Consider the following 19,525-nt stretch of genomic DNA (forward strand, 5'->3'; position numbering starts at 1 on the left):
GTCACGCGACGCGGGCGTGCTCCCCGACCGTCACCGGGTCGGCGGCCGCGGGTGGAGCGGGCCGCCGACCGGTCACCAGGAACAGGACCACCAGGGCGACCGCGAGCCAGACATAGGTGTCCCCGAAGACGTGTTCCCACCACGTCCACGACGTCTCGCGGTGTTCGCCGTCGGGCAGGAAGCTGTGCGGCGCGAACACGAAGACGGTGGCGACCACCACGGCGGTGGCGTACCAGCCGCGGGCACTGCGCCAGGGCAGCGTGTAGGCGTGGCAGACGATGGCCAGCAGCGCGGGGGCGATCCACACCCAGTGGTGCGACCAGGAGATGGGCGAGACGAGCAGGGTGAAGACCGCGTTGAGCGACAGCGCGATCACGGGGGCGTCGGCGGCCTTGCGCATGGCAAGGACCACGAGGACGAGCAGTCCGGCGCCCAGCACGAGCCACAGCGCGTCGAACGGCAGGCCGGTGATGTGCAGGCGGGCCATGACGGCCTGGATGGACTGGTTGGTGTGGAAGGCCGAGCCGCTGAGGCCGGAGACGTTGCCGAGGCCGCCGAACCAGTACCGCATGGATTCGGTGGGCAGCAGGGCGAACGCGAGGACGGTGGCGATCGTGCCGGTGGCCGCGGCGGTGGCGGCGGCCTTGTAGTCCTTGCGGACGAGGAAGTACAGCACGAACGCGGCGGGGGTCAGCTTGATCGCCGCGGCGAGGCCGACGAGCATGCCGCGCGGGTAGCGGGTCTTGGGGAGCAGGCAGTCGGTGGCGACGAGCACCATCAGCAGCAGGTTCACCTGACCGAAGTCGATGGTCGAGCGCACCGGTTCCAGCAGCATGGCGACCGGGAGGGCGCACGCGGCGACCAGCAGCGCGGCCTGCTTGTTGTCGCGGTGGTAGCGGCGGGCCACCAGGTACATCGTCCAGGCGACGGCGGCGACGGAGACCACGACGTAGAGCGTCTTCGCGGCGCCCCAGGGCAGCAGGGCGAAGGGCGCGAGCGCGGCCGCGGCGAAGGGCGGGTAGATGAACGGCAGGCCGATGCCCGCGGTGGTCTTGGGGAGCTGGCCGTAGAGATTCGCGCCGTCGCGCATCGCCTCGATGCCGAGGCGGTACACCTGCAGGTCGATGAATCCGCCGGAATAGCGTTCGAACGGCCACACCGGTAGCCACACGCAGAAGACCGAAACCATGGTGAGCAACACCGGCGCCAGCCACCATGCTCGATTGATCGGGCGTGGAGAACGCTGCTGCACGGGGTGGGTGGTGTCACTACTCATCCGCGGCGACTATACCGACTCGGCCGCGTGCTCGCGGCACCGCCCGTGGCGCGCGGGTGGCGGGCGTGGTTGCCCGCGGGATGCCCGATCGGGCGTGGTCGCGGTGATGCGCGCGTCGACCGCCCGGTTCGCCGAATGCCACTCAGTCGCCGCGGTTGTAGCGGGTCAGATAGCCCGCCATGGCCGCGACGTCCGCGTCGGTCCAGTCGGCGAATCGTGCGGTGAAGGCCTCGCGGCGGCTGCGTTCGGCGGCGCGGGCCACCTTCCGGCCCGCCTCCGTGGCCCGCAGGAGGTGGTTGCGGCGGTTGGCGGGGTCGACCTCGCGTTCGAGGTAGCCGAGGCGCTCGAGCGCGCCGACCTGCCTGCTGACGGTCGACTTGTCGAGCAGGAACTGTTCGGCCAGATCGGTGGCCTGGCAGCCGTCACGCTCGAGGATCAGGTCGAGGATGCTGTAGGCGACCAAGCTCAGCTCGGGGTGTAGTTCGGCGGCGCGGCCGCGGGCGCGGCGGGCGAAGGCGGTGAGCTCCCGCTGGATGGTGTCGACAGCCTCGGTTCTTGTGTCTCGCGCGTTCACAGTTGTATCATACAACGATACATAGTTGCATTTACCAACCGTTTGGAGATTCTCGTCGATGACTCGCACCCAGTTCCGGCACGTCGCCGGACACCTGCTGACGCCCCTGCTGATGTGCCTCGGTATGGCCACGGCCTATCTCGGGGCGTTCCATCAGCCGACGCCGAACCATCTCGAGCTCGCCGTCGTCGGTGACTCGCCGCAGGCGATGGTGCTGGCGCAGACGATGAAGGATCGGGGAGGCGCGGGGGTGGACGTCATCACGGTGCCCTCGCGTGAGGCGGCGATCGGCGCGCTGCACGACCGCGAGCTGACCGGCGCGTACGTACCCGATGCGCAGCGTCCTGAGCTGCTGGTCGCCACCGCGAGTTCGGATACCAGCGCGATGGCCGCGGAACTGGCATTTCGGCAGGTGGCCGATCATCAAGGGGTGCCACTGGTGGTCACCGACGTGACGGCCAAGGCCGACGGTGATCCGACCGGGCAGGGGCTGTTCTTTCTTCTGGTGGCGCTGAGTGTGGGGTCCTACGGCAGTGTCGCGGTGATCGGGGCGGCGGGCGCGACGTTGCGGATGCGGGTGCGTGCGGCGGTCGGTGTGGTGACGGCGCTGGCGGTGAGCGTCATCGGACTACTGGTGGCAGGCCCGGTGTTCGGCGTGATCGACCACGACCACGCGGCGGTGTTCGGCTTCGCCTGGCTCTACACCACCGGCATCATCCTGATCGGGATCGGCTTGCACACGTTCTTGAAGCGCTGGACCACCCTCGCGCTCATCACCCTGTTCGTGATGCTGAACTTCACCACCTCGGGCGGGGTGTACGGGCCGGAGTTGCAGAACGGGTTCTTCGGGGCGCTGCACTCGTTCTGGAACGGCGCCGACTTCGTCGAGGGTCTGCGCAACCTGCTCTACTTCGACGGTGGCGCCGGGTACGGCGGGCGGCTGTTCGGGTTGTTCGCGTGGTTCGCGGCCGGGGTGGTGCTCGTGGTGGTCGCGGGTCGGCACGAGTCCCGCAACGCGCCGAAACCGGTGACGCCCGCGGCGGTGGAGGAGGAAATCGGCGAATCCGTCGCCGTGTAGCGGGGCTCCTGGCAACGTCCCGGTGAATCCCGTTGCCGACCATCCTGATCCGGGGCCGGAGCCGGGGCGATGTGGTCGCCGCGACGTTGTGGTGAATCGGCGCACGCCGTAGGGTCGACGCGAGTACGGTGTAGCGCGCAACCGCGGGCTGGGGCAGGCGCCGCGAGGGGGTCGAACGGCGGAAAGGGTGGGCTCACCGATGAATGATCCCGGCGCGCAACACCCTGGCGATCCCGTCCCGCTCGGACAGCGCTATCTGGGCGCCGATCCGATCGACTGGTGCGGCGCCGCCGTGTATCCCATGTACACCGAGGCGTTGCCCGCCGGAACGACGGCGCTGCACCTGCGGGCGCTGTCGGTGATGCCGCCACCGGATGTGTCCGGGCTCGGCATCGGCCTCAGCGTGCAGGACGGGCACGTGAACCTGAACGGGCGATCGCTGGCGGGCGTTGACATCTGGTCCGAGGCACTCGTCGACGGCATCGACATCTCGGTGACGGCCGACGCCCCCGACGCCCTGTTCACCCTCACCCCTGTCTGGGTCGCGGGCACGAGCGAACACCAGTCCTGGACGGGCAATTACGGCGTGGTGGTCGACCTGCTGCCCGACGGTGCGTCGACGCTGTGGTGCAGCACCGGCCCGGGCACACCGGATTTCAACGAACTCGTCGTGGAACTGACGACCGGTCCCGCGCCGGCACCGGTGGTCCCCGATCCGCCCACCCCCGCGACCGCGCCCGCTCCCCCGGCCGCGCCCACACACCCAGCGCCGCACCTTTCAGCCGTGCCCCCGCCCCACCCCTTGGCCGCGGGGCCGGCCCAGACCGAGCCGCATCCTCCGGCCACGCAGCCTGCCCGAGCGGCGCAACCTCCCTCGGCCGCACAGCCTTCCCTGATCGGGCCGGATTCCTCGGCCCTCCCGCCACCGCTGGTGGCGACGACTCCAGTGTCGGCACAGGCCTCCTCGGCCACGTCGATGCTCCCGACCTCGATGCCTTCGGCGCAGACGTCCGCGGAACGGCAGACCATGCCGGCGGAGTCGACCGCGTCCAGCGCGCCGGCTACACCTCCCGCAGTTGCCCTGCCCGCGAGGCCGAATCCGCGCATCGCGTCGGGCCCATCAGCAGCGCAGGTCTCCCCTGCTGTCGTGACTCCGTCGGCAACACCGACGCCGCTCCTCGCGTCGACTCCCCCAGCCGCGTCGACGATCTCGCTCTCGTCGATTCCGGCGCGCGAGGCGGTCGACCGCGTCGGGGCATCGGATCCCTCGACATCGCACACGGAAGAATCCGATCTCGCGATGTCGGCGGCTCTCGTCACCGCTCCGCTGAAGCCGATCTCCCCCGATGCCGACCCGGCGGCGCAGGCCAGTGCCGATCAGGCGTTCAGCCGGGCGCTGCACGACCTCGGGACGGCCATGTACGCACGGGGAGAACAGGATTCGGCGCGCGCGTTGTGGACGCAGGCGGCCGAGGCGGGACACAGTGGAGCGGCCTATGACCTCGGAATGCTGTTGCTGGCGGCCGGCGATCGCATCGCCGCCGAGAAATGGCTGAAGGCCGCGGCCCGCGATGATGCGCGGGCCGCGGCCTCGCTCAGCGAGTTGCCTCGGCCTTCCTAGCCCGTCTGATCCGCCAGGGCCGACACCGTTTCCGGGCCGGCGCCGCGCACGGGGGTGAAGTCGCGGGCGGCGATGTGCTGCGGCCTGCGCTGGGGGGCCGCGAAGGGCTCCTCCAGCGTGTTCTCCACGCTGTTGAACACCAGGAAGATGTTCGAGCGCGGGTACGGCGTGATGTTGTTCGACGAACCGTGCATCACATTCGAGTCGAACAGCAGCGCCGAACCGGCCTGCCCCGTGAACTGGGTGATGCCGTAGCGAGCCGCGAGGAAGGTGATGTCGTCGGTGCTCGGCACCCCGATCCGCTGTTCCCGCAACGACTCCCGGTAGTGCCCGTCGGGCGTCTCGCCCAGGCAGGGCACGAAGGTGCGGTGCGAGCCGGGCATCAGCATCAGACTGCCGTTGAACGGGAAGTTGTCGGTCAGGGCGATCGACAGGCTCACCGCCCGCGGCGTGGGCATGCCGTCCTCGGCATGCCAGGTCTCGAAGTCCGAGTGCCAGGCGAATCCGCTGCCACCGAAGCCGGGCATGTAGTTGACCCGGGTCTGGTGCAGGTACACCGCCGAACCGAGGATCTGCTCGGCCAGGCCGACGATCCGCGATTCGGTCAGCAGCTGCGCGATCGGTTTGCTGAGCTGATGCACCTGGAACACCGAACGGACCTGGCCCGCCTCCGGTTCCACGATCACCCGTTCGTCGCCGTAGAGCACCGGATCGGCCGCGAGGTGGCCGATCTCGGCGCCGAAGGCGGCCACCTCGTCCGGGCTGAGCAGGTCGGGGATCGTCGCGAACCCGTTCGCGTCGAACCCGGCCAGCTCCGGCGAGGTGACCCGCCCCCACACCGTCGGATCGGTCCGCTCGATGTGCGGGGCGGGCTCGGACAACCGGGTCGGATAGCGGTCGAACCGGTCAGACACTGGCATCCTCCTCGATAATCAGCGGATACACCCCGTTCTCATCGTGTACCTCGCGGCCGGTGACCGGCGGATTGAACACACACAACATCCGCAGCCGGGTGCGGGCGGTCACCTGATGACGTTCGTTGCCGTCGAGCAGGTACATGGACCCGGGGCCCAGCGGGTAGACGGTCTCGTTGTCGAGATCGTACAGACTACCCTCGCCCTCGACCAGCCAAACGGCCTCGACATGGTTCTGGTAGTGGAACTCGTGGACGGTCCCTTCCTCGATGGTGGTCTCGTGGAAGGAGAAGCCCACCCGATCCCCGGCCAGCACGATGCGCTTGCTACGCCAGCCGGGGCCTGCCACATCGCGATCGGTGTCGGTGATCTCGGCGGTGGTGCGCACGATCATGCGGCACCGCCACACACGGTGTCGATCGAGCCCGCGAGGATCGTGAGGCCGTGGTCGAGTTCGTCGCTGGTCAACGTCAGCGGCGGCAGCAGCTTCACCACCTCGTCCATCGAACCCGAGGTCTCGACCAGCAGGCCCTGCTCGAACGCGGTGCGGCACACCTTGCCCGCCTGCGACGGATCGTCGAAGACGATGCCGTGCACCATGCCGCGGCCGCGGGTGGTGATCCCGCCGTTGCGCTCGGCGACGGCGGCCAGCTTGCGGGCCACATAGTCGCCGTTGGCGATGGTGTGCTGGGCCAGGCGGTCGTCGGACCAGTACTCGCGCAGCGCGGTGGCCGCGGTGACGAAGGCGGGGTTGTTGCCGCGGAAGGTGCCGTTGTGCTCACCGGGCGCCCACTGGTCGTGCTCGGGCTTGAGCAGCACCAGCGCCATCGGCAGGCCGTAGCCGCCGATCGACTTGGACAGGGTGACGATGTCGGGGGTGATGCCCGCGATCTCGAAGGAGAAGAACGGCCCGGTGCGGCCGCAGCCCATCTGCACGTCGTCGACGATGAGCAGGATGTCGCGCGAGGCGCACAGTCCGGCCAGGTGCCGCAGCCACTCGGCGCGCGCCAGGTTGACACCGCCCTCGCCCTGCACGGTCTCCACGATCACCGCGGCGGGGCGGTCGAAGCCCGAGGAGCTGTCGTCGAGCACCCGCTGCATCCAGCCGAAGTCCTCGATGGTGTTGTCGAAGTAGCCGTCGTAGGGCATGGGGGTGGCGTGCTCGAGCGGCACACCGGCGCCCGCCCGCTTGGCGGCGTTGCCGGTGACCGACAGCGCGCCCAGGGTCATGCCGTGGAAGGCGTTGGTGAAGCTCAGCACGGTCTTGCGACCGGTCACCTTGCGGGCCAGCTTGAGCGCGGCCTCGACGGCGTTGGCGCCGGTGGGGCCAGGGAACTGCACCTTGTAGTCGAGCCCGCGCGGGGTCAGCAGGGTATCGCGAATCGCTTCCAGCAGTTCGCGTTTGGCCACGGTCGACATGTCGAGGCCGTGGGTGATGCCGTCGCTGGCGATGTAGTCGAGCAGCGCGCGCTTGAGCACGGGGTTGTTGTGGCCGTAGTTCAGCGCGCCCGCGCCGGCGAAGAAGTCGAGGTAGTCGCGGCCCTGCTCGTCACGCAGCCAGGCGCCCTGAGCGGTGGTGAAGACGGTCGGCCAGTCTCGGCAGTATCCGCGCACATTCGATTCCATGGCCTCGAAAATGCTGGTGTCGGTGGTCGTGATCATCGTCGTTCCTCCTGGCGCTGAGCGGGTGAGATGACATACAGCTGCTCGGCCTCGTGTGAATCGGGAAAATCGTTCTCTTCGAACAGAGAGACGGTGCGCAAGTCCGCACCGCGTTCTCGGGCCACCGCGGAGAACAGCGCCTGGGAGGCGGTGTTTCCGGGTGAGATCGTGGTTTCCAGGGTGGTGATGCCCGCACCGGCCACCGAGTCCAGCAGCGCGTGCAGGATGCCGCCGGCCAGACCGCGACCGCGGAACTCGGCGTCCACGGCGATCTGCCAGACGAACACGGTGTCCGGCGCATCGGGGCGCACGTAGCCGATGACGAAACCGGCTGCGCGCCCGTCGATCTCGGCGATCAGCGAGGTGGCGGCGAAGTCGCGACACCACAGCAGGTACGCGTAGCTCGAGTTGACGTCGAGCACCTGGGAGTCACGGGCGATCCGCCACAGCTGGGCCCCGTCGCCGAGGCGTGGATGTCGCAGTCTCGCTTCCGAGTCCGCTGCCGCCGCAGTGGCGCCCGAATCGCTGGACATGGTTGGCGTTGGCATACATCCACAGTGTCTGCCCGACTTTGCGGTCTTTGTGTCGAGCTCTTTGCGGTTGTATGACGAATCGTTTACTACGACTGCGGATCGAGGCGGTAGCCGAGCCCGCGCACGGTGACCACGATGCGCGGGTCGGACGGGTCGCGTTCGATCTTGGTGCGCAACCGGCGCACGTGGACGTCGACGATCCGCTCGTCACCGAAAAAGCCCTGGTCCCAGACTCTTTCGAGCAGCACGGAGCGACTGAGCACGCGCCCTGGCGTCTCCGCGAGCTCGCACAGCAACCGGAACTCGGTGACCGTGAGATGGACCTCGTCGGCGCCGCGGCGCACCGCGCCCGCGTCGGTGGCCAACACCAGCGGCGCCTCGGGATTCGCGTCGAGGATCGCCTCGGGTGTGGTGTCGCGATCGGCGGTGATCCGCGCGCGACGGCGCAGTGCGCGCATCCGCGCGGTGATCTCCTTGATCTCGAACGGTTTGCTGACGAAGTCGTCGGCGCCCGCTTCCAGTGCCGCGACGACATCATGGGTGTCGTAGCGGGTGCTGATCACGATGATCGGCACGTCGTGATCGCGGCGGATCTCCCTGATGCAGTCGAAACCGTCGGTCTCGCCGCGCATCAGATCGACGATCATCAGGTCGGGTGGGCCGTCACTGCGCAGCCGATCCAGCGCGTCTTCCGGCACGCCCGCCTCCGCGACGGCGTACCCTTCGTCTTCCATGGCACGGCGCAGATCGCCGCGCATCTGGACGTCGTCGTCCACGATCATCAGGTTCGCACTCATGCCCGTACCTCGCTGTTGCCCGGTTCTCGCATGATCACGACGGCGGCCCGGTCGGCCTTCCGCTCGCTTCGCTCGCTCATGTGCACATCCTTTGCTGACACGCCGGGGCGTGCGCCGGTACACCTGGGGAATTCGCGTCCCCAATCCGACACGACATCCCGCCTTCGAGCTTGTTACCGGTCTGTTATGTACCCAGACCCGTCTCCCCGTAAACCCGCTGTAACAATTCGACCGGTCAGCGGCCGGGTTGGCGGTGGCATAGTCGAGGCGTGACACCGACCTTCGACGACATCGAAGCGGCCGCGGCGCGGATCGACGGACTGGTCCGTCCGATCGCCGTCGCACCCGCTACGACCGGGGCGTATCCCCTCACCTTCGCGCTGGAATTCCTGCAGTTCACCGGCTCGTTCAAGGCGCGCGGGGCGCAGAATTTCGTGCGCGCGCACGCCGCGGCCGGGACCCTGCCCGAGGCGGGTGTGACGATCGCCTCAGGGGGCAATGCGGGCCTCGCGTGCGCCTGGGCGGCCCGCGCGGCCGGGGTGCCCGCGACGGTTTTCCTGCCCGACACCGCGCCGCCGGTGAAGATCCGGCGACTTCGTGACTACGGCGCCGAGGTACGACTGATCGGTCCGGAGTACAAGCAGGCGCTCGCCGCGTGCCAGGAGTTCGCCGCGACGAGCGGCGCGCTGGCCGCGCACGCCTACGACCATCCGCTCGTCGCCGCGGGCGCGGGCACGCTGATGCGCGAGATCCACGCGCGCGTGCCCGAGGTGGACACGGTGCTCGTCGCCGTCGGCGGCGGCGGATTGTTCACCGGAACGGCCGTCGCCGCACAGCATTTCGGTGTTCGCACCATCGCGGTGGAACCCGAGCACTGCCGCTCGCTCAACGCGGCGCTGGCGGCGGGGCGTCCGGTGGACGTCACCGTCGACTCGATCGCCGCCGATTCCCTCGGCGCGCCGAACGTCTCGGCGATGGCGCTGGCCGCCGCGCAGGACGAGAGCGTGCGCTCACTGCTGGTCCCCGACGACGCGATCCGTCGTGCGCGCCAACAGCTCTGGGACGAGCATCGGATCGCCGTGGAGTACGGCGCGGCCACGGCCATGGCCGCACTGCTCGACACCGGGTCCGGCGCCGCCTACCGGCCAGAACCCGGCGAACGGGTCTGCGTGATCCTGTGCGGCGCCAACACCGATCCCGGCGATCTCGTGCGCTGACCGGGACGGGTCAGCGGACCAGCTCGTTCTTGGTGGCGTAGTTGGTCATGACGTTGTTGAGGCCGCGCATGGCGAGGGTGTAGCCGTACGGGAAGTAGCGCTGCCCCCAGTGCGCGAGCTGGATGTCGCGGGAGGTGTAGACGAAGTAGCGGTTGCGTTCGACGCCCTTGACCACCGCGGTCGCGGCCTGTTCTGGCGTGACCGCGTGGCGCAGGAACAGGCGCATCGCCTTCTGCAGCGCCGCGGAGTCGCGGTCGACGCCGGCGATGTCGAGGCTGTCGACCATCGGGGTGGCCATCGCGCCGGGGCAGACCAGGCTGACGCCGATCTTGTGCCTGCGCAGATCGAAGCGCAGCACCTCCGAGACGCCGCGCAGGCCGAACTTCGTGGCACTGTAGGGACCGTGCCAGGGTAGGCCGAACAGGCCGGCCGCCGAGGACACGTTCACCAGGTGACCACCGCGGCCCGCGGCGATCATCGGCGGCAGGAACTCCTCGATGACGTGGATGGGGCCCATCAGGTTGATGTCGACGGTGCGCCGCCACTGCTGGTGGGAGAGCTTGTCGACGGTGCCCCAGGTGGCGATGCCGGCGACATTCATGACGATGTCGACCTGCCGGACGGCCTCGAAGGTGTGCGCGGCCAGGCCGACCACGGCGGAATGGTCGCTCACATCGGCGGCGTGGGCCAGATGGACCGTCGCGCCCGCGGCGCGCAGGGCCTCGGCGGTCTCGGTGAGCGCGTCGTCGGTGATGTCGGTGAGCACCAGGGCGGCGCCCTTGGCGGCGGCCGCGAACGCGGTGGCGCGGCCGAGGCCGCTGGCGGCGCCGGTGATCAGGCAGGTCTTCCCGTCGAACTTCGTCATGGTCCCGACCCTACGGTTCTGTGAACAGGTATGTCTATGATTCGGTGGCGATCGATGTGGTGCTGATCGCGATGGTGGTCCAGCCACCGACGTGGATCCGGCTGCCCTCACCCAGCGCGACCGCCACCTGCGGCGCGATCGGCGCCTCGGCCCCGTCCACGCTGGTCCCGTTGGTGGAGCCGAGATCGGTGATGGTGAGCCCGCCGCCAGGGTCCACCTGGATCATCGCATGCGCGCGCGAGACCCCGATGTCGACCGGGGCGATTCCCAGGTCGATCTCGGGCACGATGCCCTGCGAGGCGGAGCGCTTGCCGATCAGGAATTGATTGCCCCGCAGTACGATCCGGCGCTCGGGGTAGAAGTCGGGAAACGCGACGCGTTCGGCATCGGGTCCCTTGCGCGCCTGGACGCGGGTGTAGAACTCACGGTCGGCGAAGACGCGCGCGACCCAGAGCGTTCCCGGTGGCGGATCGGACCGGGGCGTGCCGCCTCGGCCGCCGAGACCAGGAACCGCACCGTGCGGGGGCGCCGCGTCACCGCCGCGCAGGAGCGTCGGGTCCTCGCGGAACCGGCGGGCCTGCTCGTCGTCCTCGGGTGGCACCGAGTCCGTCGCGGTCCGGGCCGGGGGCGCGGGCAGGGCCGAGTCGTGCCCGCACACCTCGCAGAACCGGCCGCTGGTCGGGGTGGCGCAGGACGGGCACAGACGCAGCGCGGCCGGGTCCGGTGCGGGGGCGGTGGCGAGCGCCGACCCGCAGACATCGCAGTAGTCGGTCGACTGCGAGGTGTGTCCGTCCGCGCACACCGGCATGTCAGTCACCCTCCGGCCGGACCCGCGCCGTCTTGGTCGAGCGGATGTCGAGGGCCAGTTCGTCGGCGGCGGCGACCTGGCCGCGCAGTTTGACGGTGCCGTCGCGGTCGTCGACCTCGACCACGCCGCGCAGCAGCTTCGCCGTGGACTCGTGGCCGGAGGCGGCCGCCAGTTCCACCGCCCGCCGCAGCTTGGCGGTGGCGGTGGTGAGATCGCCGTTGCGGCGGGCCGCCAGGCCCTCCTGCACGGCCTGGGCGAGCTCGACCTGGCCGGTGTAGTGGGCGACGCGGGTGCTGATGCGGGTGGACAGCGAGGTGTCGGTGGTCCACACCGCGCGCACGAGGCCCTGGCCGAGGACCTCGTCCTCGGCCAGCACGCTGAGCCGCGCGGCCAGCTTCTCCCGGCCCGGCGCGGCCGGTTCCAGTTCGATCTGCAGGTGGTATTCGCGTTCCTCGGCGGCCCAGGACGACAGCGGGTACTCCCCCACCTGCGCCCCGGTGTCGACGCGACGCCCGGTGAGGTCCTCCAGCACCGGCGAGACCTGCTTGACCATCCGCACCCGCGCGCCCGCGGGCGTCCAGACCCGCAGGGTCAGCTCGGGGATCACCCTGGCCGCCGAGGACCGCATCATGGCGGCGAAGTCGCCGGCCAAGTCCTTGGGGTCGGCGACCATGTCGGCGTCGCCGGACAGCTTGGCGGAGATCTTGTGCAGGTCCGCGGCCGCCCAGTCGGCGCCGACGCCACGACAGTCGCAGACGAACAGACCTTCGGCGCGGTCGAGTTCGGTGGCCAGTTGCTGCGGGGTCTCGTGCTCGTTCTTGCCGTCGGTGAGCAGGATGGCGTGGGCCTGGGCGCCCGGATGGGCGAGGGCGACCTCGCGAGCCAGCGCCAGCCACGAACCCATCGCGGTGCCACCGTCGGGACGCAGCTTGTCGAGAGCGCGCCGGGCCGCGGTGCGATGGTCGCGGTCGGCGGGCGCCGACTGGCCGCCGGTGGTGGGGTAGATCATCCGCGCCGCTTCGGTGCCCTCGATGATGGCGAACGCGGTGCCGTCGGGGATCTCGTCGAGCGCGGTGCGGGTGGCGCCGAGCGCGTGCTCGAACTTGCGCTTGTTGCCCATCGACCCGGAGCAGTCGATGATCAGGATCTCGAGCCGGGGCGGCGGGGTGGCGATCGCGGCGAGCTCGGGTCCGGTGGTCACCGTGAGCACCGCGTCCACCACGCCCGCCCCGTCGGCGAGGAACTCGTTCTGGTCGACGGCGATCGAAATACCTGCGGTCTCAGCGGAACTCATGACACTCCTGGATCGGGCGATACGGCGCCGCGCACCGGTACCGGAGCCAGCGCGACCGTGATGTTGTCGCTGCCACCGCTGTTCAACGCGAAGTCGGCCAGCGCGCGGGCAGCGGCCTGCGGCGAGGTCTCGACGGTGAAACCGGCGAGGGAGACGGCGTCGGGCAGGTAGTTCCACAACCCGTCGCTGCACAGCAGCAGTGTTCCCGGTTCGGCGACGATCATGCGTTGCAGGCAGTGCGCCGACCACGGCTCCTCACCGCCGTCGGCGCCGAGCCAGCGCAGCAGGGTGTGCGCGCGCGGATCGTGCATGGCCGCTTCCTCGTCGAGCGCGCCCGCGTCGACCAGGGCCTGGGCCCACGAATCGTCGACGCTGAGCCGGCGCGAGGCGGTGGGGTCGCCCGCCGCGAGCCAGAAGGCCCGGCTGTCACCGACATTGGCGACGGTGATCTCGGTGCCCTCGGCGGTCTCGCGCACGATCGCCGAGACGTAGGTGCACGACGGCGCGTACTCGGGGGTCCGCGACATGCCGCGTACCGCCGCCGTCGCCGCCGCCAAACCGGCCATCACGGCGTCCTGGGCGGTGTGGCCGTCGGCGAGGGCGGCCAGCACCGCGTCGACGCCGGTGCGGACCGCGGTGCCGGAGGCGGCCTGGGGGTCCTGGGAGGTGGACACGCCGTCGCTGACCACGATCACCCTGGTGCCGTCGCCCTCGCGCACGGCGGCCGCGACGGCGTCCTCGTTGCGGGAGTGGCTGATCCCGCGATCGGTGAGGACATACACCGGGCCCAGATCGTCCTCGAACCGGTCGGGAACGGGCTTCGGGCTGCCGCACTGCGCGCAGAACCCCGCCTCGTAGCTCCGTTCACCGCACGTCGAGCACTGCGGTACCGCGACCGGATCGTGTACTGGCACCGCCACTTTGCGCACGCCCAGTTCCCGTCCGCACCCTTCGCAGAAGCGGTGGCCCGACCGCGCCGATCCCGCGCAGTCGGGGCACCCCGGCGCGGTCACAGCGTGGTCCTCGGGCGCACCGCGTTCGCCTGATCCACCAGGACGAACCGGGTCCACATGTCCTCGGCCTCGCGCGCCAATGTCCGCAAGCATCGTTCCAACCCCGTCCGCACTCCCTGCTCGGTGAATTCCACATCCAACAGCTTGCCTGCCGCGCTCGGTCGCTGTCCCGACCGGATCCAGTTCAGCGCGGCCTCGAGCACATACATCCGCACCTGCGCGCCGCGGGTGCGCGAGTCCAGGCGCAGGCGCTCGACCCGCTCGCCCGCCTCGCGCAGCAATGCCTCGTCGAGATCGGCCGGATCCCGGCGCGCCAGCAGCGTTTCCACCGCGGCCACGCGGGCCTCGGTGTACATCGAGGAGGTGCGGTCGACCTGGTCGAGCACCGTCACCGCGCCGGTCCGGTCGCCCGCGCCGCGTCGCAGCCGGGCGGCGCCGAAGGCCGCCGAGAGGTAGGTGCGGTCCGTGCGCCACACCAGTTCGTAGAGCGCCAGCGCGCGGGCGTAGTCGGCGGGTGGCGGCCCGGGTTCGGTCGCGCCCGCGCCGAGTTCCAGTGCGGCGGCCAGGGCGAGTTTGGGGGCCGGTTCGCCGGGCAGGGCGGCGTAGACGGCCTCGAAATCGGCGGCGGCCGCGCCATGGTCACCGCTGAGCAGCGCGGCCTGGGCGCGGTACCAGACCGGACGCCAGTCGAATTCCAGGTCCTCGTCCAGCGCGCCGAGCCGGGTGCGGGCCGCGTCGGGATCGCCCGCCTCGAGTTCGGCGCGCACGAGGCGCAGCGGGATCTCCACCGAGCGCCGGCCGCCGGTGACCACCGCGCGCAGACCGGCGGTCAGCGCCTGTTCCAGTTCGGCGGGGGTCGCGGCGTCGGTGGTGGCCAGCAACGCGGCGCCGCTGTCGCCCGGTTCGACCAGCGGGGCGGGCAGCCCGGTGATCAGGGCGGCGGGTTCGGGTGTGGCGCTGTCGATGCCGAACACGGCGCGGGCGGGACCGAAGGCGCTCGACATGCCGGGGCGCGGGATACCGTCGCCGGTGGCGAGCACCTCGCGCAGGACGCCGGTGAGCTGGTCGGCCATCTCGCTCATGGAGCCGAAGCGGGCCAGCGGGTCGGGGTCGGTGGCGCGCAGCAGGAACCGGTACAGCGAATCGTGTTCGGCCAGCAGCGGTTCGTCCTCGGGGCCCGGCAGCGGGCCGAGTTTGCCGTCGACGGAGGGCACTCGCATCATCAGCACGGCCAGCGTGCGACCCGCGGTGTAGACCTCGGTGGCCACGGTGGGGCCGGTCTCGGCGATCTCGGGCGCCTGGTAGCCGAGGGTGCCGTAGATCGGGCTGGTGCGGTCGTCCATCGCGATGACGGCACCGAGGTCGATCAGCTCGAGCCGTTCCTCGGTCTGCATCACGTTGTCGGGTTTGAAATCGCAGTACGCCCAGCCACGGGCGTGCAGATAGCCGAGGGCGGGCAACATCTCCAGCACATAGGCGATGGCCTGGGCCGGGGGCAGGTGGCGCTTGGTCTCGGCGCGGTGTTTGCGCAGGATCTGCTTGAGCGAGGTGCCGCCGACGTAGGCCATGACGATGTAGCCGACCGGATCGCCGTCGGTGTCGGCGTGCTCGGTGAAGTTGTGGATCTTGACGATGTTGGGGTGGTCGACCTCGGCCAGGAAGCGGCGCTCGGCCAGGGCCGCGGCCAGCGCGTCGCTGTCGCCGGTGTCGATGAGGCCCTTGAGCACCACCCAGCGCCGGTTGACCCGGTGGTCGGTGGCCAGATAGATCCAGCCGAGCCCGCCGTGGGCCAGTGCGCCCGCCACCTCGTACTGGCCGCCGACCAGATCGCCCGCGCGCAGGCGGGGGACGAACGAATAGCGGGTGCCGCAGTGCGGACAGAATCCGGCGCTGCGGCCCGGCACGCCATCGTGGGTCCGGCCGACCGGCTTGTCGCAGCGGCCGCAGTAGCGGTCGGTCTCGGGGACCTGCGGGTCGACCAGGATCGCCGAGGACGGGTCGACGCGCGGCACCGGCGGCACCTCGACCAGACCGGCGCCCAGCCTGCCGCGGGCGGTCGAGCGCGCCGAGCCGGAGCTGTGCGTGCGCACCGACCGGCCGGAGGTGCGGCCGCTCGCGCTCACCGTCGGTGCCGAGGGGCTGTGGACGGTCGCGGTCACCGGGGCGGTGCCGCAGGTGTCGCAGTAGCCGTCGACGATCGTTCCGGCACAGTCGGGTTCGCCGCAGGCGCCGGGTGCGGCCGGTGGCGCTGGTAGTGGCGCGCCGGTGCGTGGCTGCGCGGTGGTGCGGCCACGGCCCTTCGGCGCCGCGACCGGTTCGGGTGGTGGCGCGGTCGCCACGGGGGCGGTGCCGCAGACGGCGCAGTAGCCGTCCTCGATGGTGCCCCCGCACCCCGGTTCCCTACACGTCATGCCGTCCGCCCCGCTTTCTCCCCGATGATCGAACGATAGTCCGCGACCGCCCGGGTGACGGCGCCCAGATCGCAGGGGGTGCGACCGAGCAGGCCCGCGGCGATGCGGTCGGCGGCGAGGACATCGCGGTCCTCGGCCACGCCGAGCCGGGATGCCTTGGCGCGGTAGGAGGTGAGTCTGCCGCGGAGTTCGGCCCGCCGGTCCAGCAGTCCGCGCGCCAATTCCTGACGGCGCGTCGCCTTGTCGACGGCATCGGCGGTGCGCACGCGCAGGGCGATCAGGTGTTCCACCGTCGGACGGGTGGGTTCGGCGCCGAGGGCGTCGAGTTCGGTGCGCAGCCGGATGGCCGGTTCGCCGCCCGCGGGCAGCACGGCGGTGGCGATCTTGTGCTCGGCGGTGGCGGCGGTGGCGTCGGCGTCGCGCTGGAGTTCGCCGAGTTCGGTCAGGCGCGTGCGCAAGGCCGCGACAGCGCCGGGCAGGTCGGCGGCGAGGCCGAGATGTTCGGCGTGGCGGGCGGATTCGGTTTCGATCAGGGCGGTGAGCGAGGCCAGCGCGGTCGCGATCTCGCCCTCGGCGAAGCCGAGCGGGTCGGTGCCCGCTCGGCGCAGCAGTGCGGCAAGGGGTTCGGCCGCGGCATCGAGGGCGCCGTGTGCCTGTTCGACCTGTTGTTGCAGGGGCGCGAGCGCGCCGAGCACCTGGCGGTCGACGGCCTCGACCTCGTCGGCGAACGGCGCGACGAAGCCGAACGCGCCACGCATCCGGTCCAGGGTGTCGGCGATGCCGACCGTCACCACGGTCTCGCCGGGACCGGTGAGACCGCGCTGCGCCAACGGGATCGGGATCCGGGCGACTTCGTGCGGGCGGCCGCGCAGCAGCTCGGTGAGCCGGGCGCGGGCCCGGTCGTCGAGTCGCCCGCGTCCGCCCCGCACGGTCTCGGCCTCGCTCAGGATGGCGCGCACCCGGCCCAGGTCCTCCCAGAGTTCACCCAGTGCCTTGTCCACGGGCCCCCAGCGGCGAGCGGTCTCCCCCTGTGGCGGGTACCGGCGCACCAGCACGAGTCCCGGGTGCCGGTCCAGTTCGAGCAGTGTCGTGGTCACCTTCGTCAATTCCGCTGTGCGCGCGGCCAGTTCGCGATCGATCTCGACGACGTCGAGTATCGGCCAGCTCATCCGACGTACCGGGGCTCGGGTGGGCCCGGCGAGGCGCCGAGCGAGGACAGGTGCTGCTGGTAGATGCGCTGCCAGGTGCCATCGGTGCGCATCCGGTCGAGCACACCGTTGACGAAGCGCACCAGCTCGTCGCTGCCCTTGGGGACACCGACCGCGTACGCGCCGGTGCCGATCGGATCGCCCACCATCTCGAGGTTGTGGTCCTGGGCGACCAGACCCGCCACGATCGGTTCGTCGCCGCTGATCGCGTCCACCACGCCCTGCTGCAGGGCGACGAGGCAGTCGGTCCAGTTGGTCACCCCGAGCACCGAGGGCGGGGTGGGCAGGTCGAGGTCGAACAGCGGGGCGGCCGCGGTGGTGCCCTTGGCCACGCACACCCGCTTGCCCGCCAGGTCGGCCGCGGTGCTCATCCCGCCGCCGCGCGGAACCACGATGCGTTGCGCCGCACGGTAGTAGGCGCTGGAGAAGCCGACCTCGCGGCGCCGTTCGCAGGTGGCGGAGAAGGTGCGCACGATCATGTCGACCTTCTCGTCCCGCAGCAGCGGGATCCGGTCGGCGGCGGTGACCGAGCGCAGTTCGATCCGGTCCGGATCACCGAACAGGTCGCGGGCGATCTCGCGGGCCAGGTCGATGTCGAAGCCCTCGAGCAGGCCGGTGGACGGGTTGCGGAAGCCGAACATGTAGGTGTTCTGGTCGACGCCGACCCGCAGCCTGCCGTTGGCCACGATCGCGGCCATGGCCGATCCGGCGGGCATCGCACCTGGTCGCGGCTGGGCGCCTGGCGACAGCGTGCCCTCGGTGTCGCAGACGCCGGAGCCCTGTTCGAGGGGCGCCTCGGTGATCGCCTCGGCGCCGGGCAGCGGGGGCGCGACGGCGGTGGCGGGGATGGTCGACGGTTCCGGCGCGTCGCCACAGCCCGCGACCAGCAGGGCGACCGCGGCCAGCGCGGCCGCGAGCAGACTCCGGCGGGTGTTCACAGGAACTCCTTCAGTCGGGGCCACAGGCCGGTGATCACCGCGCCCGCCGCGCCGAGCAGCAGGACGAGGACGCCGAAGGGGCTGAGGGTCAACGCGGTTCCCGCGGCGTCGACGCCGTCGCGCAGGTCGTCGCGGGCCTGGGCGAGCGCGTCGCGCAGTTCCTGGTCGAGGCGGGTGAAGCTGGTGGCCGAGCTGTCGGGGCCGGTGCCGATCGCCTGGGCGACCGCGCCCGGGTAGTCGGCCTTCTCGTAGGCGGTGCGCTGGGCGTTGTGGCCCGCGGTCCACTTCGTCAGTGTCCGTGCGGCATCGGAGTCGGCGATGCCCGCGGCGGCGAGGCGCTGTTCCAGCTCGCCGGTGTGGGTGCGGAACGCGGCCTCGGGCGCGGTGATGTCGCCGCGGGTGATCAGGGCCAGGGTTTCGTCGGTGCGGGCCTGCTGGGCCAGGATGCGGGCACCGGCCAGGTTCTCCACCCGGGCGCCCGCGCCGGAGCTGCCGGTGTCGAGCAGCTGCGCGGCGGTGACGGTGGCGCCGACGGTCCACAGCAGGGCCAGCAGGGTGGCCGCGGCGGCGAGCGCGATCCCGGCGTTCACGAGCCGATTGGTGCGGCGCAGCAGCAGGATCGAGGCGGCGGCGAAGGCGGCGAGAACGAGTACCAGGAGCGCGATCGTCGTCCACGGCAGCGCGCCGATGTGGCGCTGGTCCTCGCCGACGGCGGCGAAGCGGGCCTCGGTGAGCTGTTCGGCGTGCGGCAGCAGCGAGGTCTGCATCAGGTCGGAGGCCTGGCGCAGGTAGGCGGAGCCGACCGGAAAGCCCTGACGGTTGTTGGCGCGCGCGGTCTCCACCAGGCCGGTGTAGGTGGGCAGGTCGGCGGCGATGCGGGCGACGATCGCCCTGGTCTCGGCGTCGGTGGCGCCCGCGGTCGCTTCCGCCAGTGCGGCAGCGGCTTCGGCGAGTGCCTGCTCGTAGGTGTCGCGGACCTGCGGTGATTCGATGCCACCGGACAGGAAGGCCGTGGCGGCACCGGCATCGGCCGCCGAGAGCGAGACGTAGAGGCTCTGCGCCGCGAAGGCCAGCGGTTCGGTGCGGTCGAGGACCTGCTCGGTGCGGTCGATCTTCGCGCCGAGCTGTTGTCCCGCCGTCGATCCGGCGATCAGGCAGGCCAGCGCCGTGACCACGAGCACCAGCCCGAGCACACCCGGCGTCGTCGCGGCGAAGCGCCGCAACCACGTCCCCGCGTCACGGATGGTCGCCGGTAGACGAACTCCCACACCGTCCTCCTCACGTCTCCCCGGGCGGTGTCCCTCGACGCGATCGTA

Annotated in this window: 18 protein-coding genes; 3 read left to right on the forward strand and 15 right to left on the reverse strand. The window is 71.0% G+C overall.

Annotated elements, in window-relative coordinates:
* Position 1: 1 nt before the first annotated feature.
* Together ACFVVM_RS09850 and ACFVVM_RS09855 are read right to left on the reverse strand one after the other, a co-directional pair.
* Positions 2–1,276 (reverse strand): glycosyltransferase family 87 protein, encoded by a 1,275-nt coding sequence (locus tag ACFVVM_RS09850; RefSeq protein WP_387615468.1) that lies wholly within the window; start codon positions 1,274–1,276, stop codon positions 2–4.
* Positions 1,277–1,418: 142 nt separating this feature from the next.
* Positions 1,419–1,850 carry a MarR family winged helix-turn-helix transcriptional regulator gene (locus ACFVVM_RS09855; RefSeq protein ID WP_387615471.1) on the reverse strand — a complete coding sequence of 144 codons (432 nt, stop codon included), beginning with the start codon at positions 1,848–1,850 and terminating at the stop codon, positions 1,419–1,421.
* Between the two features lie 58 nt (positions 1,851–1,908).
* Here ACFVVM_RS09855 and ACFVVM_RS09860 point away from each other — a divergent pair, with 58 nt between their 5' ends.
* Positions 1,909–2,928 carry a hypothetical protein gene (locus ACFVVM_RS09860; RefSeq protein WP_387615474.1) on the forward strand — a complete coding sequence of 340 codons (1,020 nt, stop codon included), beginning with the start codon at positions 1,909–1,911 and terminating at the stop codon, positions 2,926–2,928.
* A gap of 199 nt (positions 2,929–3,127) precedes the next feature.
* The gene (locus tag ACFVVM_RS09865) at positions 3,128–4,549 is read left to right on the forward strand and encodes a hypothetical protein (protein WP_387615476.1); all 1,422 of its coding nucleotides are present in this window, start codon (positions 3,128–3,130) and stop codon (positions 4,547–4,549) included.
* On the opposite strand, the gene thpD is transcribed toward ACFVVM_RS09865, so the two are convergent.
* The 5 genes from thpD to ACFVVM_RS09890 all read right to left on the reverse strand — a co-directional run bounded on the left by thpD (position 4,546) and on the right by ACFVVM_RS09890 (position 8,455).
* Positions 4,546–5,469 (reverse strand): ectoine hydroxylase, encoded by a 924-nt coding sequence (gene thpD / locus ACFVVM_RS09870; RefSeq protein ID WP_387615479.1) that lies wholly within the window; start codon positions 5,467–5,469, stop codon positions 4,546–4,548. The genes ACFVVM_RS09865 and thpD overlap by 4 nt on opposite strands.
* Positions 5,456–5,857: an ectoine synthase gene (locus ACFVVM_RS09875; RefSeq protein WP_387615482.1), complete on the reverse strand. Its 402-nt coding sequence runs from the start codon at positions 5,855–5,857 to the stop codon at positions 5,456–5,458. The genes thpD and ACFVVM_RS09875 overlap by 14 nt, the downstream gene beginning before the upstream one ends.
* On the reverse strand, positions 5,854–7,122 hold the full coding sequence (ectB, locus tag ACFVVM_RS09880) for a diaminobutyrate--2-oxoglutarate transaminase (protein ID WP_387616809.1): 1,269 nt from the start codon (positions 7,120–7,122) through the stop codon (positions 5,854–5,856). Before ectB ends, ACFVVM_RS09875 begins: the two co-directional genes overlap by 4 nt.
* The gene (gene ectA, locus ACFVVM_RS09885) at positions 7,122–7,673 is read right to left on the reverse strand and encodes a diaminobutyrate acetyltransferase (RefSeq protein WP_387615485.1); all 552 of its coding nucleotides are present in this window, start codon (positions 7,671–7,673) and stop codon (positions 7,122–7,124) included. Before ectA ends, ectB begins: the two co-directional genes overlap by 1 nt.
* A gap of 71 nt (positions 7,674–7,744) precedes the next feature.
* A complete protein-coding gene (locus ACFVVM_RS09890; protein WP_387615488.1) occupies positions 7,745–8,455 on the reverse strand; it encodes a response regulator transcription factor in 711 nt (236 codons plus the stop codon).
* A gap of 269 nt (positions 8,456–8,724) precedes the next feature.
* Between ACFVVM_RS09890 and ACFVVM_RS09895 the strand changes: the two genes are divergently transcribed.
* Complete coding sequence (locus ACFVVM_RS09895) at positions 8,725–9,672, forward strand: threonine/serine dehydratase (RefSeq protein WP_387615490.1); 948 nt, start codon at positions 8,725–8,727, stop codon at positions 9,670–9,672.
* 10 nt (positions 9,673–9,682) lie between these two features.
* Here the strand turns inward: ACFVVM_RS09895 and ACFVVM_RS09900 are convergent, their stop codons facing one another.
* The 8 genes from ACFVVM_RS09900 to ACFVVM_RS09935 form a co-directional block, all read right to left on the reverse strand.
* On the reverse strand, positions 9,683–10,537 hold the full coding sequence (locus ACFVVM_RS09900) for an SDR family oxidoreductase (protein WP_387615493.1): 855 nt from the start codon (positions 10,535–10,537) through the stop codon (positions 9,683–9,685).
* 34 nt (positions 10,538–10,571) lie between these two features.
* A complete protein-coding gene (locus ACFVVM_RS09905; RefSeq protein ID WP_387615496.1) occupies positions 10,572–11,345 on the reverse strand; it encodes an FHA domain-containing protein in 774 nt (257 codons plus the stop codon).
* Between the two features lies 1 nt (position 11,346).
* The gene (locus ACFVVM_RS09910; protein WP_387615499.1) at positions 11,347–12,639 is read right to left on the reverse strand and encodes a VWA domain-containing protein; all 1,293 of its coding nucleotides are present in this window, start codon (positions 12,637–12,639) and stop codon (positions 11,347–11,349) included.
* A complete protein-coding gene (locus tag ACFVVM_RS09915; protein WP_387615501.1) occupies positions 12,636–13,559 on the reverse strand; it encodes a PP2C family protein-serine/threonine phosphatase in 924 nt (307 codons plus the stop codon). The genes ACFVVM_RS09910 and ACFVVM_RS09915 overlap by 4 nt, the downstream gene beginning before the upstream one ends.
* 89 nt (positions 13,560–13,648) lie before the next feature.
* Positions 13,649–16,063, reverse strand: coding sequence for a tetratricopeptide repeat protein (locus ACFVVM_RS09920; protein WP_387615504.1), 2,415 nt, complete (start codon positions 16,061–16,063; stop codon positions 13,649–13,651).
* On the reverse strand, positions 16,060–17,232 hold the full coding sequence (locus ACFVVM_RS09925) for a hypothetical protein (RefSeq protein ID WP_387615506.1): 1,173 nt from the start codon (positions 17,230–17,232) through the stop codon (positions 16,060–16,062). The genes ACFVVM_RS09920 and ACFVVM_RS09925 overlap by 4 nt, the downstream gene beginning before the upstream one ends.
* Positions 17,229–18,209, reverse strand: coding sequence for a glutamate ABC transporter substrate-binding protein (locus tag ACFVVM_RS09930; RefSeq protein ID WP_387615509.1), 981 nt, complete (start codon positions 18,207–18,209; stop codon positions 17,229–17,231). Before ACFVVM_RS09930 ends, ACFVVM_RS09925 begins: the two co-directional genes overlap by 4 nt.
* Positions 18,206–19,477 carry a hypothetical protein gene (locus ACFVVM_RS09935; RefSeq protein ID WP_387615511.1) on the reverse strand — a complete coding sequence of 424 codons (1,272 nt, stop codon included), beginning with the start codon at positions 19,475–19,477 and terminating at the stop codon, positions 18,206–18,208. The genes ACFVVM_RS09930 and ACFVVM_RS09935 overlap by 4 nt, the downstream gene beginning before the upstream one ends.
* Between the last annotated feature and the right edge of the window lie 48 nt (positions 19,478–19,525).

This window comes from Nocardia sp. NPDC058176 (assembly GCF_042883805.1).
GTDB lineage: Bacteria > Actinomycetota > Actinomycetes > Mycobacteriales > Mycobacteriaceae > Nocardia.

Coding starts and splice junctions, on each gene's coding strand:
- ACFVVM_RS09865 (WP_387615476.1), top strand. CDS start 3,128: ATGAATGATCCCGGCGCGCAACACCCTGGCGATCCCGTCCCGCTCGGA.
- thpD (WP_387615479.1), bottom strand. CDS start 5,469: ATGCCAGTGTCTGACCGGTTCGACCGCTATCCGACCCGGTTGTCCGAG.
- ACFVVM_RS09900 (WP_387615493.1), bottom strand. CDS start 10,537: ATGACGAAGTTCGACGGGAAGACCTGCCTGATCACCGGCGCCGCCAGC.
- ACFVVM_RS09905 (WP_387615496.1), bottom strand. CDS start 11,345: ATGCCGGTGTGCGCGGACGGACACACCTCGCAGTCGACCGACTACTGC.
- ACFVVM_RS09920 (WP_387615504.1), bottom strand. CDS start 16,063: ATGACGTGTAGGGAACCGGGGTGCGGGGGCACCATCGAGGACGGCTAC.
- ACFVVM_RS09860 (WP_387615474.1), top strand. CDS start 1,909: ATGACTCGCACCCAGTTCCGGCACGTCGCCGGACACCTGCTGACGCCC.
- ACFVVM_RS09875 (WP_387615482.1), bottom strand. CDS start 5,857: ATGATCGTGCGCACCACCGCCGAGATCACCGACACCGATCGCGATGTG.
- ACFVVM_RS09910 (WP_387615499.1), bottom strand. CDS start 12,639: ATGAGTTCCGCTGAGACCGCAGGTATTTCGATCGCCGTCGACCAGAAC.
- ectA (WP_387615485.1), bottom strand. CDS start 7,673: ATGCCAACGCCAACCATGTCCAGCGATTCGGGCGCCACTGCGGCGGCA.
- ACFVVM_RS09925 (WP_387615506.1), bottom strand. CDS start 17,232: ATGAGCTGGCCGATACTCGACGTCGTCGAGATCGATCGCGAACTGGCC.
- ACFVVM_RS09890 (WP_387615488.1), bottom strand. CDS start 8,455: ATGAGTGCGAACCTGATGATCGTGGACGACGACGTCCAGATGCGCGGC.
- ACFVVM_RS09850 (WP_387615468.1), bottom strand. CDS start 1,276: ATGAGTAGTGACACCACCCACCCCGTGCAGCAGCGTTCTCCACGCCCG.